Raw genomic sequence first — 19,264 nt, 5'->3', positions numbered from 1 at the left:
CGGAGAAATTATATCCGGGACCGCGTGTGCGAAGCGCTCAGGGCGGTCTGAAATTCAGAATTCAGAACGAAGTAACCAGAAAATGGTTACAGGAAATCTTGATTGGAGGAATTTTAACATGGCTAAGGAAATTAAATATGGCGTTGAAGCCAGAAAAGCTCTTGAAGCTGGTGTAAATAAACTTGCTGATACTGTCCGCGTAACGATCGGACCGAAAGGAAGAAACGTTGTTCTCGATAAATCCTTCGGCGCTCCGCTGATCACAAACGATGGTGTTACCATCGCGAAAGAGATCGAGTTAGAAGACCCGTTTGAGAACATGGGCGCACAGCTCTTAAAAGAGGTTGCCACAAAGACAAACGATGTTGCCGGTGATGGTACAACAACAGCTACCGTTCTCGCACAGGCGATGGTAAACGAAGGTATGAAGAACCTGGCTGCAGGCGCTAACCCGATCGTATTAAGAAAGGGTATGAAGAAAGCCACAGACGAGGCTGTCAAAGCAATCGCAGAGATGAGCGAGCCGATCAGCAGCAAAGACCAGATCGCAAGAGTTGCAGCAATCTCTGCAGCAAGCGATGAGGTCGGTGAGATGGTTGCAGACGCAATGGAGAAGGTTACAAACGACGGCGTTATCACCATCGAAGAGTCCAAGACAATGAAGACAGAGCTTGACCTTGTAGAAGGTATGCAGTTCGACCGTGGATACATTTCCGCATATATGTGCACAGATATGGAGAAGATGGAGGCAACTCTTGACGATCCGTATATCCTGATCACAGACAAGAAGATCGCTAACATCAACGATATCCTTCCGCTCCTTGAGCAGATCGTAAAGACAGGCGCAAAGCTTCTTATCATCGCTGAAGATATCGAGGGTGAGGCTCTCACAACTCTTATCGTCAACAAGTTAAGAGGTACATTCAGCGTTGTAGGTGTTAAGGCACCGGGCTACGGCGACAGAAGAAAAGAGATGTTAAAGGATATCGCGATCTTAACAGGCGGTACTGTGATCTCCGATGAGCTTGGTCTTGACCTCAAGGATGCTACAATGGAGCAGCTTGGCCGTGCAAAATCCGTTAAGGTTCAGAAAGAGAACACCATCATCGTTGACGGTCTCGGCGACAAGAAAGAGATCGCTGACAGAGTTGCCCAGATCAAGGGCCAGATCGAAGAGACAAAGTCCGATTTCGACAGAGAGAAACTTCAGGAGAGACTTGCGAAACTCGCCGGTGGCGTTGCAGTTATCCGCGTAGGTGCTGCTACTGAAACAGAGATGAAGGAAGCAAAGCTCCGTATGGAAGATGCTCTTGCAGCTACGAAGGCAGCTGTTGAGGAAGGTATCATCGCAGGCGGCGGATCTGCTTATGTTCACGCAGCAGAGAAGGTTGCAGCTGTTGTAAATGAGATGGAAGGCGATGAGAAGACAGGCGGAAAGATCATCTTAAAGGCTCTTGAAGCTCCGTTATTCCATATCGTATCCAACGCAGGCCTTGAGGGCGCTGTGATCGTTAACAAAGTTAAAGAGCTCCCGGTTGGCCAGGGCTTCGATGCTTACAATGAGATTTTTGTTGATATGATCAAAGCGGGTATCCTTGATCCGGCTAAGGTTACAAGAAGTGCATTACAGAACGCAACAAGCGTTGCTTCCACACTTCTTACAACAGAGTCTGTTGTTGCAAACATCAAAGAAGAGACTCCGGCAATGCCGGCAGGTGCAGGCGGAATGGGCGGAATGATGTAATCCATCTCCGAAACTGCAAAATTTTAGGAAAATTAATAAAGCCATCGGCGGTTCTGTGAGCCGTCGGTGGCCTTTTTCATGTAACAGGAAATTCCCTGTCATATAAAAATACGAACAGTTCAGGGCATTTTTGAGAGCCTGCTGTTCTGGTATTCCCCGGACCAGGTTACATCCCGGTCGAACCAGGAGAGAGGCGGGAATTCTCTGGCATCCTCCTCGCAGGTAAACTCGATCTCCGCAAGCATGAGACCGGCGAATTTTCCCTCGAAGACATCGAATTCCACAGTGAGATCCTCACGACCCGGAACCGGGATCAGGTAGCGCTTTTTTGTGAGAATATTTCCGTCAGCTTTTGTGAGAAGATGGGTGTAGGCTTCTTTTGTCAGTGGGAGATTATATTCCTCTCTGGCGAGAAGTCCTTTGGATTTGTAGGTGAGGTAGCAGGTATCATCCTCCTTACGTACCCGGATTACCGGCTCTGTGCAGAGGTAGGCCTGTTCGATTTCATGACAGGGGAAAGACTCATAGTTTTCAGGCGGGGTCATGACAAGAAATTTGCGTTCGATTTCCATAATTATGTCCTTTCTGGATTTTCGGCTGCTGCCTGCGCAAGGCGGGAACAGTAACATATTGTAATAAATCATACCATATTGCAAGGAAAAAGTAAGGTCTTTTATTTGCAAATATGGTACAATCATTGTAAGAAAAGTTGCTGTTTATGAATGAAAAATCCCCGAACAGCAACAGGAAAAAGAAAAATATCTGGCAACTGGTCATACTTTGATGATGAAAACAGAAGGAGGAACAGCGTATGTGGACAAGGGCAGAATTAAAAGACAGAGCGAAAATGTGTCTGAGCCGTTATTACTGGGCGGCGTTTCTTGTGAGCCTGATCTTTGCGATCCTCAGTGGATTTGGCGGATCGAACGCGAATACCCAGAGGATTACAAGTTATCTGGAGCAGAATGAATCAGGAAACAGTCAGACCGATCAGAGTAGTCTCATCCCTGGCGAACTGGGAGGAGATGGAAGTCTTAGCGGAAATACTGGGAGTGGTCTTGCCAGCGGGATCGAGCTTGTCCCGGGACTTGGTGATGCCTACGGACCGGGAGCCGGAAATGCCGGATCTATGGTTGCGAGCAACCTGTTTTACCGGCTTTTTGCGGGGGCTGTGATCGTTATTGTGATCATTTCCGTCGTGATCGGAATTTTTGTACAGCCATTGTTTGAGATCGGACGAAACAGATTTTATATGGAGAGCCGCGTGACGGGACAGTCGGCGGGCATTGGAAAACTTTTCTGGGGATTTTCCAACGGATATTTAAAGCTTGTGGGGACCCAGTTCCTTCGGGGACTGATCACAGAGAGTGTTGTGATCCTGGCCAGTCTGTTGGGATTTCTTGTGATCTTGTTTAATGGTGTTGAATGGATCGGTAGTGTATTTTGGGCAGTAATGATATGCGCTACGATAGGAGCTTTTGTTTCTGTTTATTTCCAGTACTGCTATCTGATGGTTCCATATATTCTTGCTGAAAACCCGGATATGAAGACGATGGAAGTTTTAAGACTCTCGAAAGAGATGATGGATGGACAGAAATGGAACGCCTTTGTACTCGGCCTTTCCTTCCTGGGATGGCAGCTTTTAGGAACCCTGCTCTGCGGTATCGGAACCTTCTTCGTTCAGCCATATGTGGATGCAACCTTTGCGGAGCTTTACGCAGTGCTTCGCGGACCATATTCGGGACGCCTGAATGGATTCGGAGGGGAACCGTTTGTACAGAATAACGCGCGTTACGGTGGTCAGTATGTGGAGCCGGACAGTGTGAGAGATGTCGGTGAAAGTGGAAATTACGGTGGTTATGGTTTCTATGGAAATGGAAATGGACAGAACCAGAACAGCGCTCCGGACAGCTGGAGTGATGTGCCGAAGGAGACATATAAGTACAACGGACCGGAGCAGACCATCAATCCGTCTGTTTCAGGGCAGGCCGCTGCAAATGACCGCGGAACGGATGTGAAAAAATCGGAAGGTGGACCGGGACGCGGATATTATCTGAATGGAAAATTTTATTCGTATACGGATGATGAGAAAAGCGAGCAGTAACCTCTAGAAAACTTCCGGAGGCAGATTGGCAAAGAAAGGTGAGAAGTTTTAAATGGCAAAAGTATACGCGTTTGTTGCAGACGGAATGGAAGAGGTAGAATGCCTGGCTGTGTGTGATTGCTTGAGAAGAGCGAAGGTGGATGTGAAGCTTGTATCCATCATGGGAAGAAAGATGGTGACAGGTTCCCATGGATTTAAGATCGAGGCGGACAGCCTGTTCGAGGAAATCACGGACGATGCTGACGTATTGTTCCTTCCGGGCGGACTTGCCGGAACGAACAATCTGAAGGCGCATGAGGGACTTGCAGAGATGTTAAAAGCCCATGCGGTAGCAGGAAAACGCCTGGCTGCGATCTGCGCGGCACCGAGTATCTTAGGGGAGCTTGGCCTCGTGAAAGGCCACCGCGCCACATGCTATCCGGGCTTTGAGACGAAGATGGAGGGCGCGGACTGCAGAGGTGACGGCATCATCACAGACCGCCTGATCAGCACCGGGCGCGGTATGGGCTGGGCAATCGACCTTGGTTTAGAGCTTATCAAACTCCTGGTCAGCGAAGAAGAGGCTGAAAGGATCAAGGCAGCGATCCAATACATAAAATAGCCGTATGTTTGTGTAAATACAGGTATTCATCAGAAAGTTTTGGAATGCCCGGTGCACCAGGGCATTCCTTTTTGGCGCGGCAGGCCGCTGAAAGAATGTCAGGAACAGCAGATACGGCAGATACGGCAGTCTGCGCCTGGAAAAAATTAAGGAAAACCGTAAAACCCCTGTGTTTTTCTGGAATTTTTACAATTTAGGTCTGGTCTTTTCAAACGTCTTATGTTATAATTCCAAGCGGTGCTATGTGCGCGTGACGGAGAAGTGATGCCTGCGGGCGGATTTTTCGCTGAGCGGCGGTCATAATGCCGGAAAACGTGTAACGCCAAAAAGCGGCAGTTACGAGATTATACGGGCGGGAAATTTCTATTCCCCGCTATCGATATATTTAAGGAGGAACTCATAAAATGAGCGTACAGGTGGAGAATTTAGAGAAGAATACGGCAAAACTTACAATCGAAGTGCCGGCAGAAAAGTTTGAGGAGGCTGTACAGCACTCCTATAATAAGAATAAGGGTAAATTCAATATCCCGGGCTTCAGAAAAGGAAAAGCTCCGTTCAACATGATCAAGAAAATGTACGGTGTTGGCGTATTCTACGAGGATGCTGTTGATGAAGTGATCGACGCAAGCTATCCGGACGCTGCAAAAGAGAGCGGTCTTGAGATCGTTTCCCGTCCGTCTATTTCCATTGAGGAGATCGAGGAAGGCAAAGCTTTCGTTTACACAGCAGTTGTAGCTGTTAAGCCGGAAGTTACTCTTGGCGAGTACAAGGGCGTAGAAGTCCAGAAGACAAAATCTGAGGTTACAGAGGAAGATATCGAGACAGAGATCAAGCGCGCAAGAGAGAAAAACTCCCGCCTCATCACTGTTGAGGACAGAGGTATCGAGGATGGAGATCAGGTAACGATCGATTTCGACGGTTCCGTAGACGGAAAGAGATTTGAGGGCGGAAAGGCTGAGGATTATCCGCTTACGATCGGTTCCCACACATTTATCGATAACTTCGAGGAGCAGTTAATCGGTAAGACAACTGGCGAAGAGTGCGAAGTAAACGTAACATTCCCGGCTGAGTACCATGTAGAAGAGTTAAAGAACAAACCGGCTGTATTCAAAGTAAAAGTAAAAGAGATCCAGAGAAAAGAGCTTCCGGAAGCTAACGATGATTTCGCAAGCGAGGTATCTGATTTCGATACAATGGAAGAGTACAAGAAAGACCTTACAGAGAAGTTACAGGCTGAGAAGATTGAAGCAGCTAAGACAGCAGACGAGGACAAGGTCGTTGCTAAGGTGATTGAGAACGCAACAATGGAGATTCCGGATCAGATGGTTGAGGAGCAGGTAAACGGCATGGTGAACGACTATGCGCGCAGACTTGAGAGCCAGGGAATTTCCTTCAAGCAGTACGTTGAGATCACAGGCATGACAGCTGAGAAGATCGGCGAGCAGATGAAGCCGCAGGCGATCAAGAGAATCCAGACAAGACTCGTTCTTGAGGCAGTTGTAAAGGCTGAGAACATCCAGGCTGACGACGCAGCGGTTGAAGAGCAGTTCGACAAGATGGCTGAGGATTTCAAGATGGATAAAGAACAGATCAAGGGTATGTTCGGCGAAGAGCAGATGGCACAGTTAAAGGAAGATCTTGCAGTTCAGAAAGCAATCGACTTCCTTGTAGCTGAGGCTAAGTTCGTTGACTAAGTAAAGCAACATACTTTATGACTAATCTGCACGGAAAACATGGTGGGAAATGGTCCGACAGAGGAACAGAAACCACATACAGAGGGGGTTGCTGCGGAGAGTTTTTCTGCGGCAATCCCTAATCGGTTATACAGGGATAGTTCCAAAATATGTGGAAAAAGGTGGATTTCTGCCGGGCCGGTCCCAGACACAGGCGACAGATTCACCGGAAAAGTTACTGTTCACGCCTTGCGCAAACAGTAACTGATTTTGCCGATGCTTCGCATTCCGAATCGGCAAAATCCACTACCGCCACTGTATTGTACGGAATTTTCAGTTCAGAAAATTCCTACCCGTGTACAGTAACCCAGAAAATGCATAAAAAGGAATACTTTGGTAACAGATATAAAAGAAAAGATGGAGGAAAAAATATGAGCTTAGTACCTTACGTGCTTGAATCTACAAGCAGAGGAGAGCGTTCCTACGATATCTATTCCAGATTATTAAAAGACCGTATCATTTTCCTCGGGGAGGAAGTAAACGACGTGACAGCAAGCCTTGTTGTTGCACAGCTTCTTTTCCTGGAGTCCGAGGATCCGAATAAGGACATCAACCTTTACATCAACAGCCCGGGTGGTTCTGTAACGGCCGGTATGGCGATCTATGATACGATGAATTACATTAAATGTGACGTGTGCACCACCTGTATCGGTATGGCTGCAAGTATGGGCGCGTTCCTTCTCTCCAGCGGCGCGAAGGGCAAACGCTTCGCACTTCCGAATGCTGAGGTCATGATCCATCAGCCGTCCGGTGGAGCCCAGGGACAGGCGACAGAGATCAAGATCGTTGCAGAGCAGATCTTAAAGACAAAAGAGAAGCTCAACAAGATCCTGGCTGCAAACACCGGACAGCCGCTCGACGTGATTGCCCGCGACACAGAGAGAGACAACTACATGACAGCCGAGGAAGCTGCCGCATACGGTCTGATCGACCGCGTGATCTCCGGCCACTAGGACCGGACGGCGCGAAGGCGGAAAACAGTGCCGGAGCGCAGCGAGACATAAAGAATTTAGAATTGAGGTGCGAACATGCCAGTAAGACCAGAGGAAAAGATCAGATGTTCCTTCTGCGGAAAGAATCAGGATCAGGTCAGAAAAATGATCGCCGGTACCAACGGCGTCTATATCTGTGACGAGTGTATCGAACTCTGCAGTGAGATCCTTGAGGAAGAACTCGGAAACGAGGAGGAGGAGAGACCGGATTTCTCCGGAATCAACCTCTTAAAACCGAAGGAGATCAAAGAATTTCTGGACGACTATGTGATCGGACAGGATGAGGCGAAGAAAGTTCTTTCCGTGGCTGTTTACAATCATTATAAGAGAATCACATCGAAGATGGAAAGTGATGTTGATCTTCAGAAGAGCAACATCCTGATGCTCGGTCCGACCGGCTCCGGCAAGACTTATCTTGCGCAGACACTTGCGAAGCTTTTAGGTGTTCCGTTTGCAATCGCAGATGCAACGACGCTGACTGAGGCCGGTTATGTCGGCGAGGACGTGGAGAACATCCTCTTAAAATTGATCCAGGCAGCAGATAATGATGTGAGCCGTGCGGAGTACGGTATTATTTACATCGATGAGATCGATAAGATCACAAAAAAATCCGAGAATGTGTCCATTACCCGTGATGTTTCCGGCGAGGGCGTCCAGCAGGCGCTGTTAAAGATTCTGGAAGGTACTGTTGCAAGCGTTCCGCCTCAGGGCGGCAGAAAGCATCCGCAGCAGGAGCTGATCCAGATCGATACGACAAACATCCTGTTCATCTGCGGAGGTGCTTTCGACGGTCTGGAGCGGATCATCGAATCCAGACTGGAGACAAGTTCCATCGGTTTCGGCGCGAAGATCGTGGATAAGAAAAATACGGATATCAGCAAGCTGTTAAAGCAGGCGATGCCGCAGGATCTCACGAAATTCGGCCTGATCCCGGAGTTTGTGGGAAGAGTTCCGGTTATGGTATCCTTAGACCTTCTGGATGAGGATGCCCTTGTGCGGATCCTCACAGAGCCGAAGAATGCCCTCGTAAAGCAGTACCAGAAGTTATTCGAGCTGGATGATGTGAAGCTGGAGTTTACTCCGGATGCCGTCCACGAGATCGCCCATATGGCGGTTGAGAGAAAGACAGGTGCCAGAGGACTCCGCGCGATCATGGAATCCGTCATGATGGATACGATGTACGAGGTTCCGTCTGATTCCAACGTGGGAATCTGCACCGTGACGAAGGACGCGGTGGACGGAAAGGAAAAACCGGAAGTCGTTTACCGCGACGTGACGGTGCCGAAAAAAGCATTGGCCGGAAGATCCAGAAAAGAGAGTAACGGGGAGATCGCGTAACGGACGGCGTTCCCGTATGAGAAAAATTGTACCTGCAGGACCCGTATCCCGCAGATAAGAGGGGCTGCTGCGCACAGAAATGTCACGGCAGCCTTTTTACACAACAGAAATTTGCCCGTAACTGCTGACAGGCATCGGAAAGAAGCCGGGCAGTTGCGTTCATAGGAGAAATAATGGAAGATAAGAAAATTACGATGCCGGCGGTGGCACTCCGCGGACTCACGATCCTTCCGGGAATGGTACAGCATTTCGACATCAGCCGGGAAAAATCGATCCGCGCCATTGAGACAGCTATGATGGGAAACCAGAAGGTATATCTCGTGACCCAGCGTCATCCGGAGCAGGAAACACCTGCGGTCGCGGATCTGTATCAGATGGGAACGATCTCCCGGATCAAACAGCTCGTGAAAATGCCGGGCGGTATCATCCGTGTGATGGTGGAAGGCGAAAAGAGAGCGGCGCTTCTCACTCTGTTTGAGGAGGGACCGTATCTGGAAGCTGAGGTCGAGGAAGCACCGATGCAGGAAGAACAGCTTACCGACACTGTGAAGGAAGCCATGAGCCGGATCGTTAAGGAAAAATTAGAGGAATTCGGAAACGCGAATCCGAAGGCTGTGAAAGATTTTATCGGAAGTCTTCTTGTGATCACGGATCTGGAGCAGCTTCTGACCCAGACAGCAAATGAATTTCCGTGGGATTTTGCTGTGAAGCAGGAGATGCTGGAGTGTGATTACTGGAGCCATCTGTATGACCGGATCGTGTACTACCTGATGCGGGAACTCGAGATCCTTATGATCAAGCGGGATTATCAGGGAAAAGTGAAGGAGCACATTGATAAGAACCAGAGGGATTATATTTTAAGGGAAGAATTAAAAGTGATCCGTGAGGAACTGGGAGATGACAGTGGGACGGAAGATGCCGATGGATATATGGAACAGCTGGAAAAGCTGAACGCGGACAAGGAAACGAAGGAAAAGATCAAAAAAGAGATCCAGCGTTTCAAGGGCATGCCGGGAGGAAGTCAGGAGGCGAATGTTCTCCGCACTTATATAGAAACGGTGCTGGAGATGCCGTGGAAGAAGGTCTCAAGGGATAATCAGGATATCGTTCACGCGAAAGAGATTCTTGAGGAGGACCATTATGGTCTGGAGAAGGTTAAGGACCGTGTACTGGAATTCCTTGCGGTCCGTGCTCTCACAAAGAAAGGCACAAGCCCGATCCTCTGCCTTGTGGGACCGCCCGGAACAGGTAAGACCTCCATCGCGAGATCGGTTGCCCGCGCCCTCGGAAAGAAGTATGTCCGGATCAGCCTTGGCGGCACTCACGACGAGGCGGAGATACGCGGACACAGAAAGACATACGTGGGAGCGATGCCGGGCCGTATCGCCGATGCAATGCGTCAGGCAGGCGTGTCAAACCCGTTAATGCTTTTAGATGAGATCGATAAGGTCTCTGCCGACTATCGGGGAGATGTCTCCTCAGCACTTTTGGAGGTCCTTGATGGGGAGCAGAACGTGAAGTTCCGCGACCACTATCTGGAGATCCCGCTGGATCTCTCAGGCGTTCTCTTTATCGCGACGGCAAATGATGCGTCGACAATCCCGAGACCGCTCCTTGACCGTATGGAGGTTATCGAGGTATCCAGCTATACAGAGAACGAGAAGTTCCATATCGCAAAGAAGTATCTCATTCCGAAACAGTTAGAGAGAAACGGCCTTACGGAGGAGATGCTTTCCTTCAGCGATAAGGTATTGGAGAAGATCATCCACAACTATACGAGAGAGGCCGGTGTGAGAAATCTGGAGCGCCGGATCGGTGAGATCTGCAGAAAAGCGGCGAGGGAGTTTCTGGAAAAGAAGAAAAAAACTGTGCATATCACAGAGGGAAATCTTCAGAAGTATCTCGGAAAAGAGAAGATCACCTTCGAAAATGCCAATGAGGAGGACGAGGTCGGAATCGTAAGAGGTCTTGCGTGGACAAGCGTCGGCGGCGACACACTTCAGATCGAAGTGAATGTAATGCCGGGTGATGGAAAGCTTCAGATGACAGGACAGATGGGTGATGTCATGAAGGAATCCGCGCAGATCGCGCTGACTTACGTTCGTTCCGTGGCAGACCGGTACGGTGTGGAGAGCAGGTATTTTAAGGAACATGACCTGCATTTACATATCCCGGAGGGTGCCGTGCCGAAAGATGGTCCGTCTGCGGGCATTACGATGGCAACAGCCATGCTCTCCGCGGTGACCGGAAAGAAGGTTTGCGCAAGCGTTGCCATGACCGGTGAGATCACATTGAGAGGCCGGGTACTGCCGATCGGCGGTTTAAAGGAAAAGACATTGGCAGCAAGAATGGCACATATGAAGAAGGTTCTCGTGCCGGATAAGAACCGTCCGGATATGGCAGAGATCTCGAAGGAGATCACGAAAGGCATGGAGATCGTGTTTGTGAAGACTATGGATGACGTAGTACGCGAGGCGTTCGTGTAATGCCAGGATACAAAGGTTGGCGGCTTTCTGACAGGTCCTGCCTGTTGGAGGGCTGTTGACTCTGGTATGTAAAAACAAGGGTAACGGTTCTGAGGGTCTGCGCATGTGCCGCGCCGACTGTAAGAAAGCATAGTTTGGCAGGCAGAAATCCCAGCGACAAAGTCATTCTGAAATGGATTTTTGCGTGTGACAAGGAAAGTGCTGAAGTGTTACATACAAGGAGAAATATATGGTAATCAGAAATGTGGAACTTGAGACCGTCTGCGGTGTGACGAGCACGCTGCCGGAGAACACGCTGCCGGAGTTCGCCTTCGCGGGAAAATCAAATGTGGGAAAATCTTCCCTGATCAACGCGCTCATGAACCGGAAGGCGCTGGCGAGAACGTCCTCCCAGCCGGGAAAGACCCAGACGATCAACTTTTATAATATCAACGGAGCTCTCTACTACGTAGATCTCCCCGGCTACGGTTACGCGAAGGTCCCGCAGTCTGAGAAGGTAAAATGGGGCAGGATGATCGAGAATTATCTCCACAAATCCCAGATGTTAAAGTGCGTTTTCCTTCTTGTGGACATCCGTCACGAGCCGTCCGCCAACGACAAGACCATGTACGACTGGGTCGTTTACAACGGATTCCGTCCGGTCATCATTGCCACAAAGCTTGACAAGATCAAGCGCAGCCAGATCCAGAAGCAGGTAAAACTCATCCGCACCGGTCTCGGCATGGAAAAACAGGATATCCTGATCCCGTTCTCCGCCGAGACAAAACAGGGCCGGGAGGACATCTGGAATCTTATTGACAAGATGGCAGCAGGAGAAGATCTTCTGACCGCCGAGGAGGAGATCCAGGCAGAGAAAGCTGCGGAGTGGGCGGCGAAGAAGGCGGCGAAAGAGGCGCAGCAGAACCTTTAAATTTTAGAAGTACTGAAAAACGGCATCCGCCGCAGAAATTTCCCTGCGGCAGGTGCCGTTTTCGCGTACAATTCAGAAAATTTGCCGGAGGCAGACTTCAAAACGCATATCTTAACCTTTCATCAAGGTCTTCATCACATAAGCGTAGATATCCTGACTCCGCTCCTTCCAGTGGCTGGCCATAGTCTCAGCCTGATCCTTGTCGGGGACGGAGAGGTCGAAGCCGATGAGGACAGATTTGCCTTCCCGGACTTCACAGTGGACGATATAGTCCTGATTTGTGGATTTATAGAAATCGGAGATGACGCCGACCTCGTTTCTTAAGCGGAATTTGTTCTCCTTTAAATAGCTGTCGATATCCTCGATGATCGCCGGGGAGATATTGTTTCCGAAGAAGGAGAGAGTGTCATCGCCCTCTTTGGTGATCTCATAGCGGGAGGAGTTGTGGGTGGATTCCATCCGGATCAGCCCCGCTTCTTTCAGTTCGTTTAACGCCTGCTGGAGCGTAAAGTATGTCGTATATTCGTGATCCAGAAAGAAATCCGTGAGCTGGGAGTTTGTCAGTGGAAAATTGACGTGGTCCAGCATGTAGAGGATCATTAATTTGTAGAGCGTGATCGGATCAGATAACATACGCAGGGGCTCCTTTGGCAAAAAATCGTTGGTAACGGTGAAAAATACAGTTACACGGAATCCAGTGATCAGGCGGAACCGGTCTTACAGGCAGAAGACGGGAAGCTCCTTTTAATCACTGCGAATACATCTATTTTACAGGTTTCCACAGCGGTATTCAAGCCCTTTTTCCTCCATCGTATGAAAAAGGTCGAAATTTGTAGTGAATTTGATCAGGAAATGTGCTATGATGATACCACGTAATAAATCAGCAGGTCTGAGCATATGCCTGCGATGACCATAATAAAGTTCAGGCCGGCAGCTGGTTCTGACAATGCGGAATCGGAAGCGTTGGCGGAACCTGCAGCCTTCGTACATAATCGGATTATAAATATAAGGTGAAAAATATATGAGAGAACGGATCATGCGCCTTTCCAGAGGAATCGTGGACGCGGAGATGCCGAAGCTGTTTCTGGATCCTGTGAAGATCGAGGAGACTCTGGGGAGCGATACGGTTTATAAAAGAGAGCTATACTTAGCAAGTGAGAACAATTTATATATCAAAGGCCTTGCCTACTCAAGCCACAGCCGCGTGAAGATCTTAAAGAACGCCTTCGGAGGCTTAAGAAACCATATTGTCTACGAAGTCGACACCTCCTGGTGCGAGAACGGAGACCTGATCAAGGGAAACTTCACGCTTGTCACAAACAGCGGAGAACTGGAGGTTCCTTTTCTTTTTCGTGTGGAAATGATTGAGTCTGTCCGTGTCCTGTCCACTTTAAAATCTATGGATGATTTTGTGGAGCTGGCGAAAAAGGATATGGAACTGGCGCTGCGCCTCATGGAGTACCGGGATTTTACGGAAGCGCCGCTGTTTAAGGATCTGCGGATCCGCACGATCTATGAAGGCTTAAGGGGACACGGAAACCGCCAGAATGCCCTGGAGGAATTCTTTCTGGCGACAGGAGTGAAGGAACCCATCGAGCTGACCTTATCTACGGCAAAGAAGATCTATGACAAGCCGAAGGATATCGTGAATGACAAGGTCGTCCTGCGGAAAAATACCTGGGGCTATCTCTACATGGAAGTCCGCGCTGACGGCGATTTCATCGAGATCCCGAAGAAGGTCATCACTCAGGCGGATTTCGAAGAGGACCGTCTGGATCTGCGATTCAGGATCCACCCGGAGAGGATGCACAAGGGAAAGAACCTCGGTGCGATCCGCCTTCTTACCGTCCACGGTGACACCGTGATCCGGATCGAGGCTATGGGAGAGGAGCCGGATCGAAAGCGCGCTGAGGGCGAGATCAGCAAAGCCGGTGTCTGCCGGTACATGAAACTCCGTGAGGCCTACGAGAGCGGTCTCTACGAGAAAAAAGCTGTCCTCGGAAAGATCCAGAACGAGCTGGATGCCATTCGCGGCGCAAACGGCGGTTCTGTGATCCTGTCCCTCCTGCAGGCGGAGACTTATCTGGACGCGGAGAGACCGGATCAGGCGGCTTTATGTCTGGACGATGCGTGGGATACCGTTTCTGCCCTCAGAGACCGGATCGGAACACTCTATTGTTATTACCAGTACCTGCAGTACCGTCTGGAACCGGACGAGGAGAAGAAGGACGCTGTGGTCCGCCTGTTCAGGAAAAAGCTGGAGGACGTCAACGGCCGGTTCTATCTGCAGCTTTTGCAGTTAAAGATGCTGCCGGAGATGTACGAGGAGGAGGAAGCCCTCGCGGAGAGCTTTAAGATGCAGTATAAGAATGGCTGCCGCAGCCCGTTCCTCTATATTGAGACGGTGCGTCTCTTCGGGAAGAATCCGGAACTCTTAAAGACGATGGATGCCTTTGAGATCCATGCCCTCTACTACGGAGTCATGAATGGCCTCGTGGGGCAGGAGCTGGCGGAGCGGATCTGCGCGCTGGCGCCGGGAGCGAAGTTCTTCCACCGCCTGTATTACCGCCTGCTTGCAAAGCTCTACGAGAAATACCCGACGAAGGACATGCTGACGGCGGTGTGCTGTCTGTTAATTAAGGGAAATGTCCGCGGAAAAGAGAGCTTCTCCTGGTATGAGAAGGGAATCAATGAGGAGATCAGCCTCACGAGGATCTACGAATATTTCCTCTACGCGTTGCCGGATGATTATGAGAAGATGATGCCGCGCCAGGTACTGCTGTACTTCTCCTATGAGTGCGCCCATCTGGACCAGAAGAGCCGTGCAGCCCTCTATGCCAATGTGGCGGCCTATATTCCGCAGGACGATCCGCTCTATAAAAAGTACGAGCGGGAGATGGAAAAGTTTGCCATGGAGCAGCTTTTCGAGTCCCGGATCAACAGGAGACTTGCGGTGATCTACAAACATATCATTTACCGCGATATGATCGATAATCAGGTGGCCCGGGTGCTGCCCGGTATCTTAAAGGCAAACCGGATCCAGGTGAAGGATGCGGCGATGAAGTATGTGATCGTTTCCAACGAGATCCTGACCGGTGAGGATGCCTACCCGCTGCAGAATCAGACCGCCTATGTGCCGTTGTTCTTTGAAGACAGCGTGATCATGTTCCAGGATACCTTCGGAAACAGGTACATGGACGTGGAATATACGAAGGAACCGGTTCTCGATGAGAAGGAACTGGAAGAAAAATGCTTTGAGATGTACCCGGACCACCCGATGTTAAAGATGAAGGCGTGTCTGGAGATCATGGAGAAAAAGGACCTTGAGAAGGAAGATGTGACCGGGATCGAGACTGTTCTGGATACACTCCCGGTGAAGCCGGCCTACCAGCAGAAAATGCTGACGAGGATCATTTCCTACTACCGTGCGGCGCTCCTGGGGGACGATGAGGCTATGGATGCGGAGGGTGGAGCGTACCTCTTAAAACTTGACAAGAGGACACTCTCCAGACCGGAACGTGTGGATGTCTGCGAGACACTGATTGTCCAGAATTACATGGTTCAGGCATACGAGATGATAAAGGAGTTCGGCGAGGAGCAGATCCGTGTGAAACGTCTCGCGGCTCTGGTATCCCAGCTGATCTTAGACCGGATGTTCGAGGAGGATGACCTGCTCCTCCACCTTGCAGGGCGTGTATTTTCGGACGGACACGGGGACAGCGTGATCCTGGATTATCTCTGCGAGCATTATAACGGCAGCGGGGAATCTATGTTCAGGATCCTTGCGGAAGCAGTGAAGACCCATGTGGAGACATATGACCTTGAGGAGCGCCTGCTGGCCCAGTGCCTTTTCTCCGGCTGTGAGAAGCATATGGACACGGTATTTGACCTTTACGCGTCGAGAAAAGAGACCAGTGATGTGATCGTGAAGGCGTACTTTACAGTGAAGTGTACGGAATACTTCCTGCGTGACACAGTCCCGGGGGATAAGGTATTCGCGTATCTGGAAGGCGCGATCCACGGTATGGAGCTTCGGAAGGTGCCGGAGATCTATCTTCTGGCGCTGGCGAAATTTTATTCGACTCTGGCACAGATCACTGAGGAGCAGAAGGCCCTGCTATCCCGGATGATGGATATCCTTTCCGCCAGAGGTATGGTATTCGCGTGGTACAAGGATCTTGCAAAATATGTGGATATGCCGGGCGAGGTCATGGATAAGGAGATCATCGAGTACCATGGACGACCGGACGGAAGACCGATCTTAAAGATCCGGATCCTGCCGGACGAAGAAGAGTTCCATGAGGAAGAGATGAACATGGTCTATAAAGGGATCTATGTGCGCCAGAAACTCCTGTTTGACGGTGAGATCATGGAGTACGAGATCTGGGAGAATGAGGACGGAAGACTGGTGAAAAAGGCGGAGGGCGAAGTGACCTGCAGCGAACCGGCAACGGGGGATAAAGGAAACCGCTTCACGGCTTTAAATGCCATGAACCTCTATCTCGGAATGAAGGATGACCGGAAATTAAAAGAAAGCATGACAGAATACGTGACGGACAGTCAGATCGCGAAAAAGCTGTTCCGTCTGGCATAATGAGGACAAATAAATGGAGAAACTGATCGTTGGCATCGACCTCTGTGATACCTACACTCAGGCGGCTGTTCTGGGCCGTGAGGAGGCGTGGATGCTCCCGACCGTCATCTGCAGAAAAAAATCCGCGGAAGAGTGGTATGTGGGGGAAGATGCATATAAATATACGCTGGTGGGCGAGGGCGTCATCGTTGATAAGCTCCTAAGCCTGGCAGCAAAAGAAGGAACATCCACCATTGGAGGCGTAAAGTACGGTGGAATGGAACTGCTGCAGAGATTTTTAGGCAGCATCCTCGCCATGGTGCGTGCGGAGTATGCAGGACAGAGGATCGATGAGCTGGTCATCAGCCTCAAAAATTTGGAGATGAAGCTTTTGGAGGGACTTACGGCCAGCGTGGAAGCTCTTGGGATCCCGAGAGGAAATGTCCATATCGCAAGCCACACGGAATGCTTCGTCTACTATGTGCTGAACCAGAGAAGAGATGTCTGGGGCGGTCAGGTTGGCATGTTTTCCTTATCCGATGAGGACCTGCGTTACTATGAACTGAAGGTCACGAGAGGACCGCGCCAGATGACAGCCATCGCGGAGCATGAGGAGCTGGAAGAGGGTTTCAGCCTCAGCGTTCTCGATACAGGCTCCGGGGCAAAGATGGCAGACAAGATCCTGTGCGCCTGCGGAGAGCGGTTTTTACAGAAAAAGATCTTTTCCTCGATCTTCCTGACGGGAAAAGGTTTCGCGAGAACCGACTGGGCGCCGGAATTTATGAAGCAGATCTGTAACCGGAGAAGAGTCTTCGTGGAGACAGCTATCTTCGCAAAAGGTGCGGCCATGAAGGCTGAGGATTACTTAAACGAGAGCGGTTCCGGATCCTTTGTATGTCTCTGCGAGGGAAAATTAAAGTCCACGGTCTCTCTGGAGGTTATGAAGCGGGATACAAAGACGGAGATCAGTCTGGCATCCGCCGGTGAGAGCTGGTACGAGGCGAGAAGTGTGGTGGAAGTGATCCCGGACGGGGAGAAGGAGATCTGCTTTACGATCACACCGCAGCAGGAGCCGAAGAAAAAACGGACCGTGAAGATCCCCCTGGAGGGATTTCCGGACCGCCCGAACAAAACGACGAAGATCCGGGTGGCTGTGGGATTTTTAGATGAGAAGACCATGGTGGTCAAGCTCACGGACCAGGGATTTGGGGAACTGTTCCCGAAAACGGACGCGGTGGTCCGTCAGGAGGTGACATTATGAGCCTGATTCTCTGCAGACAGGAACCGGTAACGGTTCCGCTTTATATCGAGGATCTTGGGATCCATCTCTACTCCTCCCAGGAGCTCTGCTATGTGATCTACAACAATCCGCTGCTGGTGCTGGAGGGATTTATTGATAAACGCCTGACTGAGTTTTTAAGAAGTGAGCTTCGGATGCCGTTTCTCGCGGAACGGGTGGAAAAATGGTTGGACAGCCACGGGGCGACGGAGGAGATTCTGTACCTGATCCTCAAGGAATGTAATTACTATACCCCAAAGGAGCAGGCGGCTTACCGACAGACCGTGAACGGACTGAAAAAACTCTCAGAGGAAGAGTACGAGAAGCGCCGCGCAGATTATTTCTATGGTCTGGATCTTTTCGGAAAAGCGGTCACGATCTACGAGCAGATCTTAGATGGGGCCGGACGCCATCTCTCCGGGGATTTCCGGGGAAAAGTCTGGAACAATATCGCGGCCTGCTACGCGAAACTCTTCTGTTACCAGAAAGCTATGCACGCCTACGAGAATGCCTGGAATGCGAAGCCGGAGGCGGAGTATGTGAAACGCATGTACTTCCTCACGATACTGAATCCGGAGCTTTCGCTTAAGGATAAATTCCGGGAGATGATCGGGGAGGATGATAAGGAAGTCTGGAATAAAGAAGTGGAAGAGGCGAGAGAAGAGTCAGAGAAGGCGCCGGAGACGCTGAAGCTTGCCGCCGTATTCGAGAAAGACCCGGCTGGCCGGATCGCAGCGGCGGGGGATATCCTGAATCAGTGGAAGATGGAATACAGGAGAATGCTGTAGTTTCCCTTGACATTTTATCAGGATTCTACTATATTATGTAAGAGCGGCCGGAAAAATCAAATGACCGTGATATGGAACAGGCGGCTGATAAAGAGACCTGCTCCATGGAATATAAGAAAGGCTGGGAAGAAGAGGAGTACATTTTCTGCACCTTCAGAGAGGACTGATCATAGGCTGGAAGTCGGTCCGGAAATGCAAAAATGGAAGGTAGCTTCGGAGCCGGAATGGTGAAATAAAAAGTAGCTGTTCCCGGGGAGAGACCTCGTTAAGAACGAAGAGATGCTGTTTGGAGGATCGTTCTGGATCCGGACAGTAAATAAAGGTGGTAACGCGGTGATTCGCCCTTTGCATGAGAGTGCAGAGGGCTTTTCTTATATGAGTAAGCAGGGCGATAGCCCGGATTACGAATGTTGGCAGCAGCTGAGGGAGTGCCCGGCAGGCGCACAGCAGCAGCCTTTCGAGAGGAGTACATGATGGTAAAAAAAGATGCAAAACAGAAAAAAGTACGGATCACGAACTGCGAGACCTGCGCCTTTTACACATATGATGACGAGTATGGATATTATGTCTGTGAGGCAGATCTCGACGAGGACGAGATGTCCGCGTTCCTCCGCGGAAGTGACTTTTCCTGCGGTTTTTACCAGGCAGATGATGAGTACGCTGTTGTAAGAAAACAGATGTAAACGAGATGATTTTGTGAGTCTGCGCATTTTGCG

General features: G+C 50.1%; 14 protein-coding genes and 1 other annotated feature. Of the genes, 12 read left to right on the top strand and 2 right to left on the bottom strand.

The window, feature by feature from the left end:
* Window positions 1–118 precede the first annotated feature (118 nt).
* Entirely contained in the window at window positions 119–1,744 is a 1,626-nt protein-coding gene (groL, locus tag GPK83_RS08895; protein WP_015554835.1) for a chaperonin GroEL, read from the top strand.
* Between the two features lie 119 nt (window positions 1,745–1,863).
* On the opposite strand, the gene GPK83_RS08890 is transcribed toward groL, so the two are convergent.
* The gene (locus GPK83_RS08890; protein WP_117471849.1) at window positions 1,864–2,316 is read right to left on the bottom strand and encodes a CYTH domain-containing protein; all 453 of its coding nucleotides are present in this window, start codon (window positions 2,314–2,316) and stop codon (window positions 1,864–1,866) included.
* A gap of 239 nt (window positions 2,317–2,555) precedes the next feature.
* Between GPK83_RS08890 and GPK83_RS08885 the strand changes: the two genes are divergently transcribed.
* The 7 genes from GPK83_RS08885 to yihA all read left to right on the top strand — a co-directional run bounded on the left by GPK83_RS08885 (window position 2,556) and on the right by yihA (window position 11,908).
* Window positions 2,556–3,848: a DUF975 family protein gene (locus GPK83_RS08885; protein WP_117471850.1), complete on the top strand. Its 1,293-nt coding sequence runs from the start codon at window positions 2,556–2,558 to the stop codon at window positions 3,846–3,848.
* A gap of 52 nt (window positions 3,849–3,900) precedes the next feature.
* Window positions 3,901–4,449, top strand: coding sequence for a DJ-1 family glyoxalase III (locus GPK83_RS08880; protein WP_215704575.1), 549 nt, complete (start codon window positions 3,901–3,903; stop codon window positions 4,447–4,449).
* A 404-nt stretch (window positions 4,450–4,853) separates the two neighbouring features.
* A complete protein-coding gene (gene tig / locus GPK83_RS08875; RefSeq protein ID WP_117469832.1) occupies window positions 4,854–6,143 on the top strand; it encodes a trigger factor in 1,290 nt (429 codons plus the stop codon).
* 410 nt (window positions 6,144–6,553) lie between these two features.
* On the top strand, window positions 6,554–7,135 hold the full coding sequence (gene clpP, locus GPK83_RS08870; protein WP_015554830.1) for an ATP-dependent Clp endopeptidase proteolytic subunit ClpP: 582 nt from the start codon (window positions 6,554–6,556) through the stop codon (window positions 7,133–7,135).
* 75 nt (window positions 7,136–7,210) lie between these two features.
* Window positions 7,211–8,512, top strand: a complete 1,302-nt coding sequence (gene clpX / locus GPK83_RS08865; protein ID WP_117469831.1) for an ATP-dependent Clp protease ATP-binding subunit ClpX — start codon at window positions 7,211–7,213, stop codon at window positions 8,510–8,512.
* Window positions 8,513–8,685: 173 nt separating this feature from the next.
* Window positions 8,686–10,998: an endopeptidase La gene (gene lon / locus GPK83_RS08860; RefSeq protein ID WP_215704574.1), complete on the top strand. Its 2,313-nt coding sequence runs from the start codon at window positions 8,686–8,688 to the stop codon at window positions 10,996–10,998.
* A 229-nt stretch (window positions 10,999–11,227) separates the two neighbouring features.
* Entirely contained in the window at window positions 11,228–11,908 is a 681-nt protein-coding gene (gene yihA, locus GPK83_RS08855) for a ribosome biogenesis GTP-binding protein YihA/YsxC (RefSeq protein WP_117469830.1), read from the top strand.
* A gap of 111 nt (window positions 11,909–12,019) precedes the next feature.
* Here the strand turns inward: yihA and GPK83_RS08850 are convergent, their stop codons facing one another.
* A complete protein-coding gene (locus GPK83_RS08850; protein ID WP_015554826.1) occupies window positions 12,020–12,541 on the bottom strand; it encodes a DUF4364 family protein in 522 nt (173 codons plus the stop codon).
* 388 nt (window positions 12,542–12,929) lie between these two features.
* On the opposite strand from GPK83_RS08850, the gene GPK83_RS08845 reads away from it, so the two are divergent.
* From GPK83_RS08845 to GPK83_RS08830, 4 genes are all read left to right on the top strand, one after another.
* On the top strand, window positions 12,930–16,502 hold the full coding sequence (locus GPK83_RS08845; protein WP_215704573.1) for a DUF5717 family protein: 3,573 nt from the start codon (window positions 12,930–12,932) through the stop codon (window positions 16,500–16,502).
* 13 nt (window positions 16,503–16,515) lie between these two features.
* A complete protein-coding gene (locus GPK83_RS08840; RefSeq protein WP_215704572.1) occupies window positions 16,516–17,742 on the top strand; it encodes a DUF5716 family protein in 1,227 nt (408 codons plus the stop codon).
* Complete coding sequence (locus GPK83_RS08835; RefSeq protein ID WP_015554821.1) at window positions 17,739–18,548, top strand: hypothetical protein; 810 nt, start codon at window positions 17,739–17,741, stop codon at window positions 18,546–18,548. The genes GPK83_RS08840 and GPK83_RS08835 overlap by 4 nt, the downstream gene beginning before the upstream one ends.
* Window positions 18,549–18,662: 114 nt before the next feature.
* Window positions 18,663–18,897, top strand: a binding site (T-box leader).
* A gap of 124 nt (window positions 18,898–19,021) precedes the next feature.
* Window positions 19,022–19,231 (top strand): DUF6472 family protein, encoded by a 210-nt coding sequence (locus tag GPK83_RS08830; RefSeq protein WP_117471860.1) that lies wholly within the window; start codon window positions 19,022–19,024, stop codon window positions 19,229–19,231.
* The last annotated feature ends 33 nt before the right edge of the window (window positions 19,232–19,264 follow it).

It is taken from the genome of Clostridium sp. MCC328 (assembly GCF_018785465.1).
GTDB classification, from domain to species: Bacteria; Bacillota; Clostridia; order Lachnospirales; family Lachnospiraceae; genus Pilosibacter; species Pilosibacter fragilis.
Note: the sequence above shows the minus strand (reverse complement) of the source record. Positions and strands in the feature narration are given on the sequence as shown.

What these genes read in the sequence shown, in the direction of transcription:
- groL (WP_015554835.1), top strand. Translation starts at nt 119, where the DNA reads ATGGCTAAGGAAATTAAATATGGCGTTGAAGCCAGAAAAGCTCTTGAA.
- GPK83_RS08890 (WP_117471849.1), bottom strand. Translation starts at nt 2,316, where the DNA reads ATGGAAATCGAACGCAAATTTCTTGTCATGACCCCGCCTGAAAACTAT.
- GPK83_RS08885 (WP_117471850.1), top strand. Translation starts at nt 2,556, where the DNA reads ATGTGGACAAGGGCAGAATTAAAAGACAGAGCGAAAATGTGTCTGAGC.
- GPK83_RS08880 (WP_215704575.1), top strand. Translation starts at nt 3,901, where the DNA reads ATGGCAAAAGTATACGCGTTTGTTGCAGACGGAATGGAAGAGGTAGAA.
- tig (WP_117469832.1), top strand. Translation starts at nt 4,854, where the DNA reads ATGAGCGTACAGGTGGAGAATTTAGAGAAGAATACGGCAAAACTTACA.
- clpP (WP_015554830.1), top strand. Translation starts at nt 6,554, where the DNA reads ATGAGCTTAGTACCTTACGTGCTTGAATCTACAAGCAGAGGAGAGCGT.
- clpX (WP_117469831.1), top strand. Translation starts at nt 7,211, where the DNA reads ATGCCAGTAAGACCAGAGGAAAAGATCAGATGTTCCTTCTGCGGAAAG.
- lon (WP_215704574.1), top strand. Translation starts at nt 8,686, where the DNA reads ATGGAAGATAAGAAAATTACGATGCCGGCGGTGGCACTCCGCGGACTC.
- yihA (WP_117469830.1), top strand. Translation starts at nt 11,228, where the DNA reads ATGGTAATCAGAAATGTGGAACTTGAGACCGTCTGCGGTGTGACGAGC.
- GPK83_RS08850 (WP_015554826.1), bottom strand. Translation starts at nt 12,541, where the DNA reads ATGTTATCTGATCCGATCACGCTCTACAAATTAATGATCCTCTACATG.
- GPK83_RS08845 (WP_215704573.1), top strand. Translation starts at nt 12,930, where the DNA reads ATGAGAGAACGGATCATGCGCCTTTCCAGAGGAATCGTGGACGCGGAG.
- GPK83_RS08840 (WP_215704572.1), top strand. Translation starts at nt 16,516, where the DNA reads ATGGAGAAACTGATCGTTGGCATCGACCTCTGTGATACCTACACTCAG.
- GPK83_RS08835 (WP_015554821.1), top strand. Translation starts at nt 17,739, where the DNA reads ATGAGCCTGATTCTCTGCAGACAGGAACCGGTAACGGTTCCGCTTTAT.
- GPK83_RS08830 (WP_117471860.1), top strand. Translation starts at nt 19,022, where the DNA reads ATGGTAAAAAAAGATGCAAAACAGAAAAAAGTACGGATCACGAACTGC.